The 16,695-nt window shown below is 68.4% G+C and carries 12 protein-coding genes; 4 read left to right on the forward strand and 8 right to left on the reverse strand.

Annotated elements, in window-relative coordinates; all coding sequences use genetic code 11:
- Positions 1–170: 170 nt before the first annotated feature.
- The 3 genes from DFO63_RS15730 to DFO63_RS15740 all read right to left on the reverse strand — a co-directional run bounded on the left by DFO63_RS15730 (position 171) and on the right by DFO63_RS15740 (position 3,101).
- Positions 171–1,616 carry an ExeM/NucH family extracellular endonuclease gene (locus tag DFO63_RS15730; protein ID WP_101764722.1) on the reverse strand — a complete coding sequence of 482 codons (1,446 nt, stop codon included), beginning with the start codon at positions 1,614–1,616 and terminating at the stop codon, positions 171–173.
- 185 nt (positions 1,617–1,801) lie between these two features.
- Entirely contained in the window at positions 1,802–2,320 is a 519-nt protein-coding gene (locus tag DFO63_RS15735) for a c-type cytochrome (protein ID WP_014035592.1), read from the reverse strand.
- A gap of 163 nt (positions 2,321–2,483) precedes the next feature.
- Positions 2,484–3,101: a TetR/AcrR family transcriptional regulator gene (locus tag DFO63_RS15740; protein WP_014645572.1), complete on the reverse strand. Its 618-nt coding sequence runs from the start codon at positions 3,099–3,101 to the stop codon at positions 2,484–2,486.
- 159 nt (positions 3,102–3,260) lie between these two features.
- Here DFO63_RS15740 and DFO63_RS15745 point away from each other — a divergent pair, with 159 nt between their 5' ends.
- The 3 genes from DFO63_RS15745 to DFO63_RS15755 are packed head-to-tail and all read left to right on the forward strand — an operon-like array spanning position 3,261 to position 8,054.
- Positions 3,261–4,424 (forward strand): isovaleryl-CoA dehydrogenase, encoded by a 1,164-nt coding sequence (locus DFO63_RS15745; protein WP_119007324.1) that lies wholly within the window; start codon positions 3,261–3,263, stop codon positions 4,422–4,424.
- Positions 4,425–4,434: 10 nt separating this feature from the next.
- A complete protein-coding gene (locus DFO63_RS15750) occupies positions 4,435–6,045 on the forward strand; it encodes a carboxyl transferase domain-containing protein (protein ID WP_119007325.1) in 1,611 nt (536 codons plus the stop codon).
- A gap of 26 nt (positions 6,046–6,071) precedes the next feature.
- Positions 6,072–8,054: an acetyl/propionyl/methylcrotonyl-CoA carboxylase subunit alpha gene (locus DFO63_RS15755; RefSeq protein WP_101766366.1), complete on the forward strand. Its 1,983-nt coding sequence runs from the start codon at positions 6,072–6,074 to the stop codon at positions 8,052–8,054.
- Positions 8,055–8,073: 19 nt separating this feature from the next.
- Here the strand turns inward: DFO63_RS15755 and DFO63_RS15760 are convergent, their stop codons facing one another.
- Positions 8,074–9,240 carry a putative peptide maturation dehydrogenase gene (locus DFO63_RS15760; protein ID WP_119007326.1) on the reverse strand — a complete coding sequence of 389 codons (1,167 nt, stop codon included), beginning with the start codon at positions 9,238–9,240 and terminating at the stop codon, positions 8,074–8,076.
- A gap of 138 nt (positions 9,241–9,378) precedes the next feature.
- Here DFO63_RS15760 and DFO63_RS15765 point away from each other — a divergent pair, with 138 nt between their 5' ends.
- The gene (locus DFO63_RS15765; protein ID WP_075675645.1) at positions 9,379–9,675 is read left to right on the forward strand and encodes an NHLP-related RiPP peptide; all 297 of its coding nucleotides are present in this window, start codon (positions 9,379–9,381) and stop codon (positions 9,673–9,675) included.
- Between the two features lie 7 nt (positions 9,676–9,682).
- Here DFO63_RS15765 and DFO63_RS15770 read toward each other — a convergent pair whose 3' ends face one another.
- From DFO63_RS15770 to aceB, 4 genes are all read right to left on the reverse strand, one after another.
- Positions 9,683–12,175: a putative peptide modification system cyclase gene (locus DFO63_RS15770; protein WP_259337439.1), complete on the reverse strand. Its 2,493-nt coding sequence runs from the start codon at positions 12,173–12,175 to the stop codon at positions 9,683–9,685.
- A gap of 13 nt (positions 12,176–12,188) precedes the next feature.
- The gene (locus DFO63_RS15775) at positions 12,189–13,229 is read right to left on the reverse strand and encodes a GGDEF domain-containing protein (protein WP_014035584.1); all 1,041 of its coding nucleotides are present in this window, start codon (positions 13,227–13,229) and stop codon (positions 12,189–12,191) included.
- 417 nt (positions 13,230–13,646) lie between these two features.
- Complete coding sequence (gene aceA / locus DFO63_RS15785) at positions 13,647–14,948, reverse strand: isocitrate lyase (RefSeq protein WP_069118153.1); 1,302 nt, start codon at positions 14,946–14,948, stop codon at positions 13,647–13,649.
- A 64-nt stretch (positions 14,949–15,012) separates the two neighbouring features.
- Entirely contained in the window at positions 15,013–16,635 is a 1,623-nt protein-coding gene (aceB, locus tag DFO63_RS15790) for a malate synthase A (protein ID WP_119007329.1), read from the reverse strand.
- Between the last annotated feature and the right edge of the window lie 60 nt (positions 16,636–16,695).

Consider the following 16,695-nt stretch of genomic DNA (forward strand, 5'->3'; position numbering starts at 1 on the left):
CTCGGTGAATCAGGGGACGGCGCCGAACTCGCTGCGCTCAGACATCGGCGCCTCTTCGCCCCTGATTCACCTGCGATGCTCGGCTCGCTTGAAGGCGGACTGGTAGATCAAAAGCAACGGCAGCATCCGTGCCGATCAAGGTCGCTACCAGAGCAGATCCTCGGCGAACCTTATCTGTCAAAACCCAGCAGCAGCGGGTCGTGGTCGGAGCTGCGCCACGGGCCCTGCACGTTGCGGCCCTGGTAGCCGCTGGCGTCCTGTTCGTCGGCATTGCTGTGCCATTCGGCGGCGCCGCGCAGGCGCTTGGCCATGCCCGGGTTCAGCAGCGCGTGGTCGAGGCGGCCGGTGTAGCCGTTGTAGACATAGCTGTAGGGGTGCTCGACCTTGGCGACCTTGAACGCGTCCTGCCAGCCCAGGTCATGCAGGGTGCGGATCGGGTCTTCCATCGCGTAGGCGTTGAAGTCACCCAGCAGCACCGCGTCCTTGGCGCCGGTACCGGTCGGATCGGTCTGCAGCCAGGCGTGCAGCTGCTGCGCCGAAGTCACCCGGGTGGCGTTCCAGCAGCCCTGGTTGTCGTTGCGGTCGGCGTCGGCACCGGCCGCGTCACGGCAGCCCTTCGACTTGAAGTGGTTGGCAACCACCACGAACGGCGCGCCGTGCTTGCCCTGGAAGGCCTGCGCCAGCGGTACGCGGCTGTGCTCGACGAACGGGCCGCCGGTCAGCGTGGCCGGCTTGCCGACCGGCTGCAGGCGCGTGCTGCGGTAGATGATGCCGACCCGGATCGGGTTGTCGCCGGGGCCGGTGCCCGCGTCGACGAAGCGCCAGTCACCCTGCGCGCCGCGGTCTCGGTTGAGCGCATCGACCAGTTCGGCGATGGCCGACTGCGGGCCGTAGCCATCGTTCTCCAGCTCCATCAGTGCGGCGACATCGGCGCCCAACGCATTGACCGTGGTGACCAGCTTGACCACCTGCGCTTTGTGCTCGTCCAGCGTGCGCGCACCGCGCAGGGTCGGGAAGCCACCGCCCTGGCCATCACCGTTGAAGAAGTTCTCCAGGTTGAAGGCCGCCACGTGCAGGCTGCCCGGTACCGTCGGCACCGCCGGGCGCTTGAGTTCCGGCAGTTTCAGCGCCCCCTCGACCTGCAGGCGCGGGTGGCCCTGCGCGTCCACGCGCACGATGCCCTCCACGTTGCGCAGCTGCATGCCGGTGCGCAGCACCGGGTTGCCCGGCAGGTAGGCCACGCTGGCCGGGTCGCGGGCATCGCTGCCATCGTCAAGCACCAGGCGGCGACGCTGGTTGTCGGCCATCACCTGCTCGTAGCCGGCAGTACCCGGCGCGGCCACTTCGGTCGGCTGCCAGAGGCGGCCATCGAAGGCCACGGTGAGCTGGCCGAAGCGTTCCAGGCCATCGGTACCGGCCAGGGTCAGCGGTGCGGCGATGCGCACGCGCTGGCCATCCAGCGCGCGCCAGTCGGCCGGCGCGGCGGTCAGCACCACGGTGGCGCTGCTACCCGCGGCAGGGGTGGTCGCGGCCGGTGCGGCCTGTGGCAGGGCCTGGGCGAAGGCGCCGGCCGGCAGCAGCAGGGACAGGGCAAGGGCGAGGGAGCGGCGGCGCATCGACGGACGATTCCTTGGAAGAGGGCGCACAGACTAACCCTGAAATGCGAAACCCCGCCTGCGCAGCGGGGGCATAGGGGCGATCAGGCCTCGGCGGGCAAAGCCGGGGTCGTGCCGGCCGGTGGCCGGCAGCCCCAAGACCTTCGTGCGATGCGCGGTTGCCGGCCAGCGACCGGCACCACCGGTTATTTCAGGTTGCCCAGCATCCAGTCCACGGTGGCGTGGATCTGTTCTTCGGTCAGGGCCGGGTTGCCGCCCTTGGGCGGCATGATGCCGCCGTCGGGGCCGGTATAGCCCTCGATGGCGTGCTTGTAGAGGGTGTCCTTGCCCTGCGCGATGCGCTTGTCCCAGTGCGAATGGTCCAGCGTCGGCGCCATGCCCACGCCATTGGTGTGGCAGGCGGTGCACAGGTTGTCGAAGATCACCTTGCCATCCTTGGTGCCGCCGTAAGCCACCTGCGACGCGGCCTTGGCCAGCGCGGCAGCCTTGGCGGCGGCCTGCGCGGCGGCGCCGGTGCTGCCGGCATAGACCGCGCCGGTGGGCGAGATGCGCTGTTCGGTGCGTTTGGCCGCGGTCGGCGACACCTCGGGCGGAATCCGGGTGTGGATGTAGGCGGCAAGGAGGATGAGGCCGAGGGTGATGGTCGCCAGCAGCGCGATCACCATGGAGAAGCGTTTCAGGAACTCCAGATCGTAATTCCGCACTCTTCGTTACCCCTGGCTGATAGTCGTTGGACCACGGCTGAGCGACTGCGTGATGGACCGAGTATAGAACGCGCTTTGCGTGCGACAACAGGCGTCACTGCTGGTGCGGCGCAGCATGCCGGGGGATCTGACCCCGGCAACAGAAGCCGGCCAGCGGTCGGCGCTACCGAATCACCGGGGCACCGATCGCGCGCAGGCAGAAGCTGCAGATCGCATCCACCAGCGCGTCTTCGTCGCGGTGCGCTTCGCGGCTGGGTGCGGTCGGGCCGACCATCGCTTCGGTGAAGGCGCCGACCAGGCAGGCGGCGGCCACATGCGCGTCCTGCGCCGGCAGCTCACCGGCCGCCACGCCCTCCTCCACCAGCCGCAGGAACACGTCGCCGAACGCGCGACGACCGCGCATGCGCTCGGCTTCCACATCCGGATCGACCGGTTCAACGATGAAAGCGTGCGCCAGCCCCGGCCCGGCCAGGGCGCGGCGGACGAAGGCGGTAATCGCCAGCCGCAGGCGCTCGCTGGCCACCTCCGGACCACTGGCGATGCGCTCCATGATCGCGACCTCGTGGGCCACCGCGGCGTTGAGCACCTCCACGAACAGCTCGGCCTTGGACGGGAAATGGCGATAGATCAGGCCGGTGGACACCCCCGCCTGGGTCGCCACGGCGGTCACCGGGGCGTTGCGCCAGCCGCCGGTGGCGACCAGCTCGCGGGTGGCCAGCAGGATCCGTTCACGGGCGCCCGCCAGGCGTTCTTCCATCAATGCAGAGCGTTTATAGGCCATGTTCTGATTCTAGTTTCAATTTTTGAATTCGTATTCACTTCTTGCCCGAACCCCGCTACGCTGGGGCCATCGCCCGTGCGGGTGGCGGTCCTGTACACCGCCGCCCGCTCCCCCGCCGGGTGCGTCCATTTCCTGCCATCCCGCCGTGGAGCCACCACAATGCACGTGCCATCCCTGAACTTCGATCTTGGCGAAGACATCGACCTGCTGCGCCAGAGCGTGGCCCATTTTGCCGCCGCCGAGGTCGCGCCGCTGGCCGCCGAGGCCGATGCCAGCAACCAGTTCCCGCTGGCCCTGTGGCCGAGGCTGGGCGAGCAGGGCCTGCTCGGCCTGACCGTAGAAGAAGAATACGGTGGTACCGGCATGGGCTACCTGGCCCACGTGGTGGCGATGGAAGAAATCTCGCGTGCCTCTGGCGGCATCGGCCTGTCCTATGGCGCGCACTCCAACCTGTGCGTGAACCAGCTGCGCAAGAACGGCAACGAAGAACAGAAGCAGCGCTTCCTGCCCGGCCTGTGCAATGGCAGCCTGGTCGGCGCGCTGGCGATGAGCGAACCGGGTGCCGGTTCGGACGTGGTGTCGATGAAGCTGCGCGCCGACAAGCGCGGCGACCGCTACGTGCTCAACGGCAACAAGATGTGGATCACCAATGGCCCGGACGCCGACGTGCTGGTGGTCTACGCCAAGACCGACATGGAAGCGGGTGCCAAGGGCATCACCGCGTTCCTGGTCGAGAAGGGCATGAAGGGCTTCTCCACCGCGCAGAAGCTGGACAAACTGGGCATGCGCTCTTCGCCCACCTGCGAGCTGGTGTTCCAGGACTGCGAGATTCCCGAAGAGAACGTGCTGGGCCAGGTCGGCGGTGGCGTGCGCGTGCTGATGTCCGGCCTGGACTACGAGCGCGTGGTGCTGTCCGGTGGCCCGCTGGGCCTGATGGCCGCGGCCATGGACGTAGTGATGCCCTATGTGCACGAGCGCCACCAGTTCGGTGAAGCGATCGGCAGCTTCCAGCTGATCCAGGCCAAGATCGCCGACATGTACGTGGGCCTGGGTGCCTGCCGCGCCTATGTCTATGCCGTCGCGCGCGCCTGCGACCAGGGCCGCACCACCCGCCAGGACGCCGCCGGTGCCATCCTGTACGCCGCCGAGAAGGCCACCTGGCTGACCGGCCAGGCGATCCAGATCCTCGGTGGCAACGGCTACATCAACGAATACCCGACCGGCCGCTTGTGGCGCGACGCCAAGCTGTATGAAATCGGCGCCGGCACCTCGGAGATCCGCCGCATGCTGATCGGCCGCGAACTGTTCCAGCGCACCCTGTAAGGCCACCGCGATGACCGTCCTGAACAGCCAGCTGCAACCGGGCAGCGAAACGTTTGAAAGCAACCGCGCGGCCATGCAGGCCGTGGTCGATGACCTGCATGCCACCCTCGCCCGCACCGCGCTGGGCGGCAGCGACGCCGCGCGTGCCAAGCACACCGCACGCGGCAAGCTGCTGGTGCGTGACCGCATCGACGCCCTGCTCGACCCCGGCAGCGCCTTCCTGGAAATCGCGCCGCTGGCCGCGCATGGCATGTATGAAGACGCCGTGCCCGCCGCCGGCGTGGTGGCCGGCATCGGTCGGGTGAGCGGGGTGGAATGCGTGATCGTGGCCAACGACGCCACGGTCAAGGGCGGCACCTACTACCCGATGACGGTGAAGAAGCACCTGCGCGCGCAGGAAATCGCCGAGCAGAACCACCTGCCGTGCATCTACCTGGTCGATTCCGGTGGCGCGTTCCTGCCGCTACAGGACGAAGTCTTCCCCGACCGCGACCATTTCGGCCGCATCTTCTACAACCAGGCCAACCTGTCGGCGCAGGGCATTCCGCAGATCGCCTGCGTGATGGGCAGCTGCACCGCCGGTGGCGCCTATGTGCCGGCGATGAGCGACGAGACCGTGATCGTGCGCGAGCAGGGCACCATCTTCCTCGGCGGCCCACCGCTGGTGAAGGCGGCCACCGGTGAAGTGGTCACGGCCGAGGAACTGGGCGGTGCCGATGTGCACACGCGCATTTCCGGCGTTGCCGACCACATGGCCGACAACGATCTGCAGGCCTTGGCACGGGTGCGCGCGATCATCGCGCAATTGAACTGGCGCAAGCCGGAACCGGCGATGGCGGTGCAGGCCAGCGAGGAGCCACTGCTGCCGGCACACGAGCTGTATGGCGTGATCCCGGCCGACACGCGCAAGCCCTACGACGTGCGCGAGGTCATCGCGCGCCTGGTCGATGGCTCGCGCTTCGATGAGTTCAAGCCGCGCTACGGCGCAACGCTGGTGACCGGCTTCGCGCATCTGAACGGCTACCCGATCGGCATCATCGCCAACAACGGCATCCTGTTCTCCGAGTCGGCACTGAAGGGGGCGCACTTCATCGAGCTGTGCACCCAGCGCAACATCCCGCTGGTGTTCCTGCAGAACATCACCGGCTTCATGGTCGGCCGCAAGTACGAGCAGGGCGGCATCGCCAAGGACGGGGCCAAGCTGGTGATGGCGGTGGCCTGCGCCAAGGTGCCGAAGTTCACCGTGGTGATTGGTGGCTCGTTCGGTGCCGGCAACTACGGCATGTGCGGCCGCGCGTACTCGCCGAACTTCCTGTGGATGTGGCCGAACGCACGCATCGGCGTGATGGGCGGCGAACAGGCCGCCAGCGTGCTGGCCACGGTCAAGCGCGATGGCATCGAAGCCAAGGGCGGCCAGTGGCCGGCGGCGGAAGAGGATGCGTTCAAGGCACCGATCCGCGAGCAGTTCGAACAGCAGGGCCATCCGTACTACGCCAGCGCGCGCCTGTGGGATGACGGCGTGATCGATCCGGCCGACACCCGCCGGGTGCTGGCCCTGGCGCTGTCGGCCAGCCTCAACGCCGCCCCGCAGCAGACGCGCTTCGGCGTGTTCCGCATGTAACCCGTGCCATGACCGAGCCTGTTGCCATGTTCACCAAAGTCCTGATCGCCAACCGCGGCGAGATCGCCTGCCGCGTCATCGCCACCTGCCGCCGTCTCGGCATCGCCACCGTGGCGGTGTATTCCGATGCCGACCGCACCGCACGCCACGTGCGCCTGGCCGACGAAGCCATCCACATCGGTCCGGCGGCCGCGCGTGAGAGCTACCTGCGCAGCGATGCCCTGCTCGACGCCGCACGCCTGACCGGCGCGCAGGCGATCCACCCCGGCTACGGCTTCCTGTCCGAGAACGCCGACTTCGCCGATGCCTGCGCCGCCGCCGGCATCACCTTCATCGGGCCGCCGGCCAGCGCCATCCGCGCGATGGGCGACAAGAGCGCGGCCAAGGCGCTGATGGCCAAGGCCGGTGTACCGCTGACGCCGGGCTACCACGGCGACCAGCAGGCGCCGGACTTCCTGCGCGCGCAGGCCGATGGCATCGGCTACCCGGTGCTGATCAAGGCCAGCGCCGGTGGCGGTGGCAAGGGCATGCGCAAGGTCGAACGCAGCGAGGACTTCGTCGATGCGCTGGCCAGCTGCCAGCGCGAGGCGGCCTCGGCGTTCGGCAACGACCATGTGCTGGTCGAGAAGTATGTCGAGCGCCCGCGCCATATCGAGATCCAGGTGTTCGGCGACAGCCACGGTGAGGCGGTCTACCTGTTCGAGCGCGACTGCTCGGTTCAGCGCCGCCACCAGAAGGTACTGGAAGAAGCACCCGCGCCGGGCATGAGTCCCGAACGTCGTGCTGCGATGGGCAAGGCCGCGGTCGATGCCGCGCGCGCGGTGGGCTACGTCGGTGCCGGCACGGTGGAATTCATCGCCGGCCCGGACGGCGATTTCTACTTCATGGAAATGAATACCCGCCTGCAGGTCGAGCACCCGGTCACCGAATACATCACCGGCACCGACCTGGTGGAGTGGCAGCTGCGCGTGGCCTCGGGCCTGCCGCTGCCGTTGCGCCAGGACCAGCTGGCCATCCACGGCCACGCCATCGAAGCGCGCCTGTACGCCGAAGATGCCGACCGTGGCTTCCTGCCCTCCACCGGCACCCTGCGCCGCCTGCGCCTGCCGACCCCGTCGGCCCATGTGCGCGTGGATACCGGCGTCGAGGAAGGCGACAGCATCACGCCGTACTACGATCCGATGATCGCCAAGCTGATCGTCTGGGACGTGGACCGCGACGCCGCGCTGCGCCGCATGAGCCAGGCCCTGGCCGACTGCCAGGTGGTGGGCGTGACCACCAATGCCGGCTTCCTGCGCCGGCTGGTGAACACCGATTCGTTCACGCACGCCAGGCTGGATACCGCGTTGATCGAACGCGAGCAGGCCGCGTTGAGTGCGGTGGGCGACAGCGACGACGCGCTGTGGCTGCTGGCAGCGGTTGCCGCTGTGGCCAGCACCGCGCACGCCGGCAGCGATGCGCGCGACCCGCATTCGCCGTGGCGAGCACAGGATGGCTGGCGCCTCGGCGCGTCCGCGCCGCGCGTGTTGCCGCTGCAGCAGGGCGAACGCAGGCACACGCTGAAGGTGTGGGCGCAGGCCGATGGCTGGCGGGTGCAGTGCGATGACGCAGCATCGGTACAGGTGATCGGCACGGCCGATGTGCACGGCCTGGCGGTGCAGCTGGGCGAGCGCCGCTGGTCACTGCAGCTGCTGCGCGACGGTGACCAGCTGTACCTGTTCGGCGCCGACGGCCAGCACCGCTTCACCCTGCATGATCCGGTGGGTGAATCGGACCACGCCGTGGCCGACGCCGGCAGCCTGCTGGCGCCGATGCCGGGCAGGATTGTGGCCACGCTGGTCGCGGCCGGCACCGAGGTCAAGCGCGGTACGCCGCTGGTGGTGCTGGAAGCGATGAAGATGGAGCACACCCTGCAGGCACCGGCCGATGGCACGGTGAAAGGCTACCGCGCCAAGGCCGGCGACCAGGTCGGCGACGGTGCCGTGCTGGTGGACTTCGAAGCGGCGTGAACGCCGGGGCGACGGCCGCTCAGCGGTCGTCGCCCGCCGTCACCCGACCAGCGGGATCGAATTCGGCCGTGTCCAGCGTGGCACTGCGCCAGCCCAGGCCGCAGATGGCCATCGCGCTCTGGCCGATGCCATCGAACCCGAAGGCACGATCGACATCGGCATCGTTGATGGCTGCGGTGACGAACGCCGCCAGCCCACGCTCGGTCGCGCACAGGTACAGCAGCTGCGAGATGTGGCCGACATCCAGCGTCACCGCACGGTGCGCCTTGGCGTGGTTGCGGTACTTCCAGAAGCAGCGGTCATAGCGCGGCGCCAGCACCAGCAGCGCCGGTGCATCGGCGAACCACTCCTGCCCGGACAGCATCCGCCGCGCCAGCGCAGCCAGTGCCTGCGGCGGTGGCGAGGGCAGCGGCAGCACCGCGTGCTGCACCGGGTGGTAGTGATACAGGCCCGGTAACAGCCCGTCCACGTTCTGCACCAGCAAGAAGCCCTCGGTGGGATGCAGGCCGCCACCGGAAGGCACGTTCTTCTTCAGGAACTCGGTATCGCGCTCGACCTTCTGCACCGCGTGGGCCATCAGCGTGCGCTGAAGCACCTGGGCCAGCAGCGGCAGCGGCAGCGCGCGCTCCCGGTCGAAATTGCGGCAGGTGGTGCGGCGCGCCAGCAGCGCGTCGAACGCGGCCTCTTCGCTGCGCGGCAGCGGCTGATAGTCGCCCCGCATGGGCTGTACCACCGGCGGTGGCGGCCCCAGCCGCTGGCGCAGGCCGGCAGCGGTGTCCAGCCCCTGCCGACGCATGTCCTCCACGCTGTCCACGGCCTGCCAGCGCGCATGGCGGTGGGCCAACGCGGCCAGCGGCCACCACTGGCTGCGGCGTAGCGCCTCGTCGCGCATCTGGTGCCCCACCTCGCTGGGCGGGTCGGTCAGCAGCAGGCCCTGCTCGACCAGGCGGGCCAGCATGGCCGGGGAGGCATCGGCGGGCGGTTCGCTCCAGCGGTGCGCGCTGAGCTCGCCCAGCAGCTGGCGCTCCTCGGCGTCCACCGGCAGCGGCTGGTCCAGATGGGCGGCCAGCGCCACCCAGCTGATCTGGCTGTCCATCTCGGCATGGCCGGCCAGCATCGCGCGCAGGTCCAGGGTGACCGCCTCGCGGGGTTCGAACATCAGGCTGGCGCAGCGGCGCAGGCGCATGGGTTTCCTTCCTTCTGCCGCACAACCGGCATAGCAGCAACGACCGCAGCGCGGCCAACTTTAGCGACGTGCAACGCGCGGCCCTCAATGGCAGGCTGTCGCGGCCGATACGAGAAACTCCACCTACGGACGATCCCCATGAGCACCCATCCCCGCCTTTCCGCCGCAGACGCCAGCACCCTGCTGGACCACCTGATCGGCAGCGACGACTTCCGCAGCCACTTCACCGCTTCGCCGGCCAAGGCCCTGGCCTCGATCGGTCTGGACGGTGCCGTTGGCGAAAACGACTGCATGAAGATCGGCACCCTGGCCTCGGTCGAGGAGCTGAGCCAGGTGCGTGACGGGCTGCAGGCCCACCTGTCCGGGTCGGTGGCGGCCATGACCGTGGTGTTCTGCTTCGAAGCCGGCAAGGTCGGCGAGCGCATCGACGGCTGACCCGCCATCAGGGCGCGCCGGCCGTGGCCGGCGTAGCCCACGTGGAGACGTCATACACGTTCAGCGGTTGCCACACCTGCAGGGCAGTGACCTCGGCAATGGCCTGGCCGCGATGCTGGGCCAGCCACGCCTGCTGACGACGCACGGCGGCTTCATCGCCCTGTGCGCGCAGTGCGAGCAGCAGTACCACGCGCGCCTGCACCGGCTCGTTGCCATCCAGCATCGGTTCGATCAGGGTGCGGGCGGCCTCGGGGCGCTGCATCTGCAGCTCATCCATGGCGCTGACGATGCGTAGCCAGCGGTCCGCGACCGGGCTGCGCAGACTGCGCAGCAGGGGCCGCTGATCGTCCAGCCAGCGCTTGGCCAGCTCGAACTGGCCCTGGCGCTGCGCCAGATGGACCAGCGCCAGCCACTGCAGGCCACGGGCATGCAGCATGGGATCATCGCGCTCCTGCAGCATCGGCTGCAGCAGCGCTGCGATGGCCTGCAGCTCGGCGCGGTCGGCGCCCGAACACAACGCCGCCACGCTGGCGTGCTGCAGGCGCTGCTGTACCTGAAGATCGACCAGCGTCGGCGCCGGTGCATCATCGCGTATCGCCTGCTGCATCGCCGGGCAGTCGCGCTGCGCGGCCGCCAGCAGCAGCTGCGCACGCAGCTTCATGCGCTGCTGCAGGGCATCGCTGGCATGGATCTGCGGCAACAGCTTCGCTGCCTTGGCGTACTGCCCCTGCGCCACCAGCACATCCACGCCGGTCTCATCGGCGTCATCACGGCCGCGCAGGATCTGCGCCTGGGCCAGTGTTTCGGCGGCACGCTGCGGTTGGTTGGCAGCAATCTGTATCCGCACCAGATGGACCAGCGGATACAGCCGCAAGGGGTCCTGCGGCACCGCGGCCGCTCGCGCATAGGGCTCAGCCTCGCTGAACTGGTTGGCCTGCAGCAGGTACCAGGACGTGTTGGACAGCCCCGCGAACGAATCCGGGTAGACCTTGGCCAGCGTGCGCCATTGCTCCAGCGCCCAGCCGCCCGGCTCCAGCTCGGCCATCCAGGCCTTCAGGTACAGCCGCTCGCGTGGTGGCAGGCGATCCTGCAGGTCCAGCGCATGCTGCATGGCTTCGCGCGCGCGCCGCCCTTCCTCGACGCGCGCATGCAGCTTGGCCACGCCCATGTAGGCCAGGGCAAAACCAGGATCGATATCGATCGCAGCCTGGTAGAGGTTGCGTGCCTCCTCGAAGCGACGCTGGCCCAGTGCACTCTCGGCCAGGGCGAATGCACGCAGTGCGCGCAGGTCCTGGGTCGATGCCCGCGGCAACGGCAACGACTGTTCCAGGCTTGCCACCGACTCGCCCAGTCCACGCCGCAGGCGCCCGACCACGTCGTCCACCGCGAACACCATCTGATCGGATCGATCCGCGGTGGCGGTGAACGTCTGGATCACCTGCCCGCTGCCCGGTGCAGCGACGTCGATGGCCAGCTCATAGCCACCGATCTTCTGCCGCACGGTCGGCAACAGCACCGCGCGCGCGCCTTCCCGCACCGCCACGTCGACGGCGGTATCGCGGTTCAACCGGGTATCGCCCGAGAGCCGCGCCATTTCCAGGCTTTCGCGGATCTTGCCCTCCGACAGCACGTTCACGTAGCGCGACTGCTCCAGCGCGATCCGGATCGCGTGGCGCATCGAGTCATCGAAGATCGGATCGCCGGTGAGGTTGTCGACATCACCGAGCACCACCCAGTCGCGCTCAGCGAACGCGATCGCCGGTTCCGGCCGCAGCAGCAGCCAGCCGCCGAGCACCGCCACCGCCAGCACCAGGCCTTCGGCGGCCAGCACCAGCGGCTGCCGCCACAGCGGCAGGTCGCGGCGCGCCTTGGCATTGGCGCGCGGCATGCGCAGCGGCGCCGAACCGATCTCGCCCACTTCGATCACTTCCTGCACTACCGGCACGCCCTTGAAGCGCCAGCGCCCGTGCGATTTCCACAGCAGGCGCGTACCACGCTCGCCCAGTGCATCGGTGGCACGGCGGGTCAGTGATTCGGCCACTGCCGACAGCAGGATCTGGCCGGGGCGGGCCAGCATCATCAGGCGCGCCGCCATCGGCTTGGCCAGGCCTTCCACCTCCATCGACTTGGCACCGGCACGGACTGCCTCGGCACTGTTCTCCCAGGTCAGCACGTCACCCACGTGCAGGCCGGCACGCGCGCGCAGTTCAATCGCGCGCTGCTGGCCCAGCGCGTGCAGCTCACGCTGGTAGTCCAGGGCGAAGCCCAGTGCATCGATGGCGCGCTCGAACAGCATGAACAGGCCGTCGGAGCGATCGATCAGCTGGCCATTCCAGCGGTGCTGCAGCACCAGCACCAGGCGGTCGTGTTCCTGGAACAGGCTCGCCGCTGCCACATCGCCGATGCGCTCGACCAGCTGCAGCGAATCACACAGATCGGTGAACAGCAGGGCGCGTAGCTGTGGGCTATGCGGGGCTGACGTTCCGTTGTCGCCATTCATCGCCTGCATCTCCCTATTGGTCGTCCGGATCATCCACCCAGCGCAGGCAGTTGCCGCCGTCACGCTTGGCCCGGTACAGCGCCCGGTCGGCGCTGGCATACCACTCGCTCCAGTCCGCGTCGGCGGCCAGCAGGCTGGCTCCGATGCTGACCAGGCTTACATGCGGCGTGCCATGGCTGCGCTCGAGCAGGCCATGCACCGCGCTGAGGATGAACTCGGCCGCATGCTGCACGATCTCGTGGTTGCCACGGCGCAGGATCAGGCAGAACTCATCGCCGCCGAGCCGGCAGGCCAGGTCCTGTTCGCCGGCCATCGAGCGCAGGATGTTGCCCATGCTCTGCAGCACGCGGTCGCCGGCCTGGTGGCCGTGGCGGTCGTTGATCTGCTTGAAGCGGTCGCAGTCGATCAGCAGCAGCGCCTGCGGCGGCCCCTCGGCATGCTCGCGGCACTCCTGCAGGTACAGGGTGAGGCCGCGGCGGTTGTGCAGCCCGGTCAGTTCATCGGTACGCACCAGCTCACGGGTGTGGGTCAACTGGTGGGTGGTGATGTACAGGTTGTCCAGCGCGGTTTCCAGATCGTGGTTGCGCCGGCGCAGCTGGCTGATCAGAGCCTGTTCGTTGGTCAGCACGCGCATGATCGTGCGGCGCAGGAAGTAGGCCACCAGGCCGGGATCGGATTCGACCAGCCGGTGGAAATCAGCCGGCCCCAGTTCCAGCACATCGCAGTCGACCAGCGCGCGCGCGCTGGCGCTGCGCAGGTGGTCGCCGACCAGCAGGCCCAGTTCTCCGAAGAACTCGTGCTGCCCGAGCGTCTTGATCACCAGGTCCTCGCCGAAGTCCAGTTCGATCTGGCCTTCGAGGATCACATACATGCGCTCGCCGCGGTGGCCGCGCTGGAACAGCCACTGTCCGGCACGGAGCTTGCATGCGCGGGCGAATCTGGCGAACAATGCCACCTCGGCATCTGACAACAGAGCGTGCACGATCTCGGCCATCGCCACCCGGGCGATACCTGTCGTCACATCACTGTTCTCGGCCGCACCCCTGCCGGTCATTCCCTGCACCCGCCGCCAGCGTCCCCTGGTGAGCCGCGGAGCATAGCACCGCTTTAAACTGTGCGCCCTATCTCATTTTGACCCTTCTGCCGATCTTGATTGATGTGAAGATCGGTGGTGGCCCGTTCTGGTCACGGGTGTCCGGGCAAAACTCCTGCCGGATCAATCCGATGCCGGGTTTCACAGGGTTTCGGCCAAGTTGCCGGCCCAGGGGGTGCGCCTGATTGACGCTCCCCGCGCGCTGCACCCTGGCATCGATACAACAACGCCGGCAGGTCCCCCGACCGGCCGGCGTTGTCTGGCCCTTCCCTGGCCACCCTGATCGCTCTGAGGCCCGGTAGTGCCGGCCGCTGGCCGGCAACCATGTGGACTCCTGGAACATCGACGGGTTGCCGGCCAGCGGCCGGCGCTACCGCATCACGCCGCGCGTTCGCTGCGCCCGCCGTGGAACTGCTCCTCCTCGGTCGAGCCGGTCAGCGCGGTGGTCGACGACTGGCCCTGCTGGATCGCCTGGGTCACCGCATCGAAGTAGCCGGTACCGACCTCGCGCTGGTGCTTGACCGCAGTGAAGCCGCGCTCGGCCGCTTCGAACTCGGCTTCCTGCAGTTCCACGAACGCGCTCATCTGCCGGCGTGCGTAGCCGTGGGCCAGGTTGAACATGCCGTAGTTCAGCGCGTGGAAGCCGGCCAGGGTGATGAACTGGAACTTGTAGCCGTAGCTGCCCAGTTCGCGCTGGAACCTGGCAATGGTGGCGTCGTCCAGGTTCTTCTTCCAGTTGAAGCTGGGCGAGCAGTTGTAGGCCAGCAGCTTGCCCGGGAACTTCGCATGGATCGCCTCGGCGAATTTCCGTGCGAACTCCAGGTCCGGCTTGCCGGTCTCGCACCACACCAGGTCGGCGTAGGGCGCGTAGGCCAGGCCACGGCTGATCGCCTGGTCCAGGCCGTTGCGGGTCTTGTAGAAGCCTTCCACCGTGCGCTCGCCGGTGGCAAACGGCTTGTCATTGCCATCGATGTCGCTGGTCAGCAGATCCGCGGCTTCGGCATCGGTACGTGCCACCAGCAGGGTCGGCACGCCCAGCACGTCGGCGGCCAGGCGCGCGGCGTTGAGCTTCTCGATCGCCTCACGGGTCGGCACCAGCACCTTGCCGCCCATGTGGCCGCACTTCTTCACCGAGGCCAGCTGGTCTTCGAAATGCACGCCGGCGGCACCGGCCTCGATCATCGCCTTCATCAGTTCGAACGCATTGAGCACGCCGCCGAAACCGGCTTCCGCATCGGCCACGATCGGCTGCAGGAAATCGATGTCGTCCTTGCCTTCGGCGTGGTGCAGCTGATCGGCGCGCAGCAGCGTGTTGTTGATGCGCTTGACCACCGCCGGCACCGAATCGGCCGGGTACAGCGACTGGTCCGGGTACATCTGCCCGGCCAGGTTGGCATCGGCCGCCACCTGCCAACCGGACAGGTAGATCGCCTTCAGGCCGGCCTTGACCTGCTGCATGGCCTGGTTGCCGGTCAATGCACCCAGCGCGTTGACGAACTCGCGCTCATGCAGCGACGCCCACAGCTTCTCCGCACCCAGGCGGGCCAGCGAATGCTCGATGTGGACGGTGCCGCGCAGGCGCACCACGTCAGCGGCGCTGTAGTTGCGCTGGATGCCTTCCCAACGCGGGTTGGTATCCCAGTCGTGCTGGATCTGTTCGGCAGTGGGCAGCTTGCTCATGTCTTTCTCCAGTTCGGTTCGTGCGTGCAGCGGGGAGGGAAACGGCGGGAAACGCGGGCGGCGATCAGTCGATGCGCGCGTAGGCCGGCAGGGTCAGGAAATCGGTCAGTTCGTCGCTGCGGCTCAGTTCGCCGAGCAGGGCGATGGCCTCGCCGATGCGTGCGCCACCGGGCAGCGCGGTGGTGTCACCCAGCCGTGCCGGCAGCTGCGCCAGCGTGGCATCCAGCAGGGCCAGGTCGATGGCGGTGCCGTCGTCCAGCTGCTGGCCCGGCGTATGCAGCCACTGCCACAGCTGGCTGCGGCTGATCTCGGCGGTGGCCGCGTCCTCCATCAGGTGGTGGATCGGCACGCAGCCGTTGCCATCCAGCCATGCCGCCAGGTAGCGCACGCAGACTTCCACATTGCCTTCGAAGCCGGCGCGGGTGATGGTGCCGGGCGGCCGTGCGATCAGTTCGTCGCGGCCGACGCGCACATCCTGGCGCAGCACGCTGTGCTGGTTCGCACCGGGCATGTGTTCGTCGAAGATCGCCATCGCCACCGGAATCAGCGCCGGATGCGCGACCCAGGTGCCATCGTGGCCAGCGGTCACTTCGCGCAGCTTGTCGGCGCGCACGCGGGCCATCGCCTGTTCGTTGGCAGCGGCATCGTTGTTGATCGGGATCTGCGCGGCCATGCCGCCCATCGCATGCGCACCGCGGCGATGGCAGGTCTGGATCAGCAGCTCCGAATACGCCTTCAGGAACGGCTGGGTCATGGTCACCTGGCCGCGCTCGGGCAGCACGCGGTCGGCGTGGCGGCGGAAGGTCTTCAGGTACGAGAAGATGTAGTCCCAGCGCCCGCAGTTCAGGCCGACGATGCGGTCGCGCAGCGCGTGCAGGATCTCATCCATCTCGAACACCGCCGGCAGCGTTTCGATCAGCACGGTCACCTTGATCTGCCCGTGCGGCAGGCCGAGCATGCCTTCGATGTGCGACAGCGCGGTTTCCCACAGCGCCGCTTCCTCCATGCTCTGCAGCTTGGGCAGGTAGAAGTACGGGCCACGGTCCTTCGCCTGCAGGGTGCGGGCGTTGTGGAAGGCGAACACCGCCGCGTCGAACAGGCCACCAGCGATGAACTGGCCATCGATGCGCACGTGCTTCTCGTCCAGGTGCCAGCCACGCGGGCGCACGATCAGCACCGCCTGCTCGTCGTACGGGCGCAGGCGGTAGTGCTTTCCATTGGGTGCGGTGTATTCGAGATCACCACGCACCGCGGCGGCCAGCGACTGCTGGCCGGCCAGCAGGTTGCGCCAGGTCGGCGAGGTCGAATCCTCGAAGTCGGCCATGAACACCTTGGCGCCGGAGTTCAGCGCGTTGATGACCATCTTCGGGTCGGTCGGGCCGGTGATCTCGACGCGGCGGTCCTGCAATGCCTCCGGCAGCGGCGCGACGGTCCAGTCGCCGCTGCGGATGGCGGCGGTGTCTTCGCGGAAATCCGGCAGGCCGCCCTGGTCGAAGAACGCCTGGCGTTCGCGGCGTGCCTGCAGCCGTGCCTGCCGGCCCGGTTCCACCGCGCGGTGCAGCGACACCAGCAGGGCCAGCAACGGCGCCGGCAGCACGGTGTCCTGGCCGGCCACACGGGTCGCCAGGGCGATGCCGGGGGTGGCCTTGCTGGCGGGGGTGGGAACAGCGGAAGCGACGGCGGACATGGGGCGACTCCAGCGGTGGGGGAACGTCTCCACGGTGCCGCTGGTGCCGAGTATTTGGCA

This window comes from Stenotrophomonas sp. AG209 (genome assembly GCF_003550055.1).
In the GTDB taxonomy this organism is placed as follows: domain Bacteria; phylum Pseudomonadota; class Gammaproteobacteria; order Xanthomonadales; family Xanthomonadaceae; genus Stenotrophomonas.

Excerpts from the sequence above, each read along its gene's own strand:
- DFO63_RS15745 (WP_119007324.1), top strand. The coding sequence starts at position 3,261 with ATGCACGTGCCATCCCTGAACTTCGATCTTGGCGAAGACATCGACCTG.
- aceA (WP_069118153.1), bottom strand. The coding sequence starts at position 14,948 with ATGAGCAAGCTGCCCACTGCCGAACAGATCCAGCACGACTGGGATACC.
- DFO63_RS15775 (WP_014035584.1), bottom strand. The coding sequence starts at position 13,229 with ATGACCGGCAGGGGTGCGGCCGAGAACAGTGATGTGACGACAGGTATC.
- aceB (WP_119007329.1), bottom strand. The coding sequence starts at position 16,635 with ATGTCCGCCGTCGCTTCCGCTGTTCCCACCCCCGCCAGCAAGGCCACC.
- DFO63_RS15755 (WP_101766366.1), top strand. The coding sequence starts at position 6,072 with ATGTTCACCAAAGTCCTGATCGCCAACCGCGGCGAGATCGCCTGCCGC.
- DFO63_RS15740 (WP_014645572.1), bottom strand. The coding sequence starts at position 3,101 with ATGGCCTATAAACGCTCTGCATTGATGGAAGAACGCCTGGCGGGCGCC.
- DFO63_RS15750 (WP_119007325.1), top strand. The coding sequence starts at position 4,435 with ATGACCGTCCTGAACAGCCAGCTGCAACCGGGCAGCGAAACGTTTGAA.
- DFO63_RS15730 (WP_101764722.1), bottom strand. The coding sequence starts at position 1,616 with ATGCGCCGCCGCTCCCTCGCCCTTGCCCTGTCCCTGCTGCTGCCGGCC.
- DFO63_RS15760 (WP_119007326.1), bottom strand. The coding sequence starts at position 9,240 with ATGCGCCTGCGCCGCTGCGCCAGCCTGATGTTCGAACCCCGCGAGGCG.
- DFO63_RS15765 (WP_075675645.1), top strand. The coding sequence starts at position 9,379 with ATGAGCACCCATCCCCGCCTTTCCGCCGCAGACGCCAGCACCCTGCTG.
- DFO63_RS15770 (WP_259337439.1), bottom strand. The coding sequence starts at position 12,175 with ATGAATGGCGACAACGGAACGTCAGCCCCGCATAGCCCACAGCTACGC.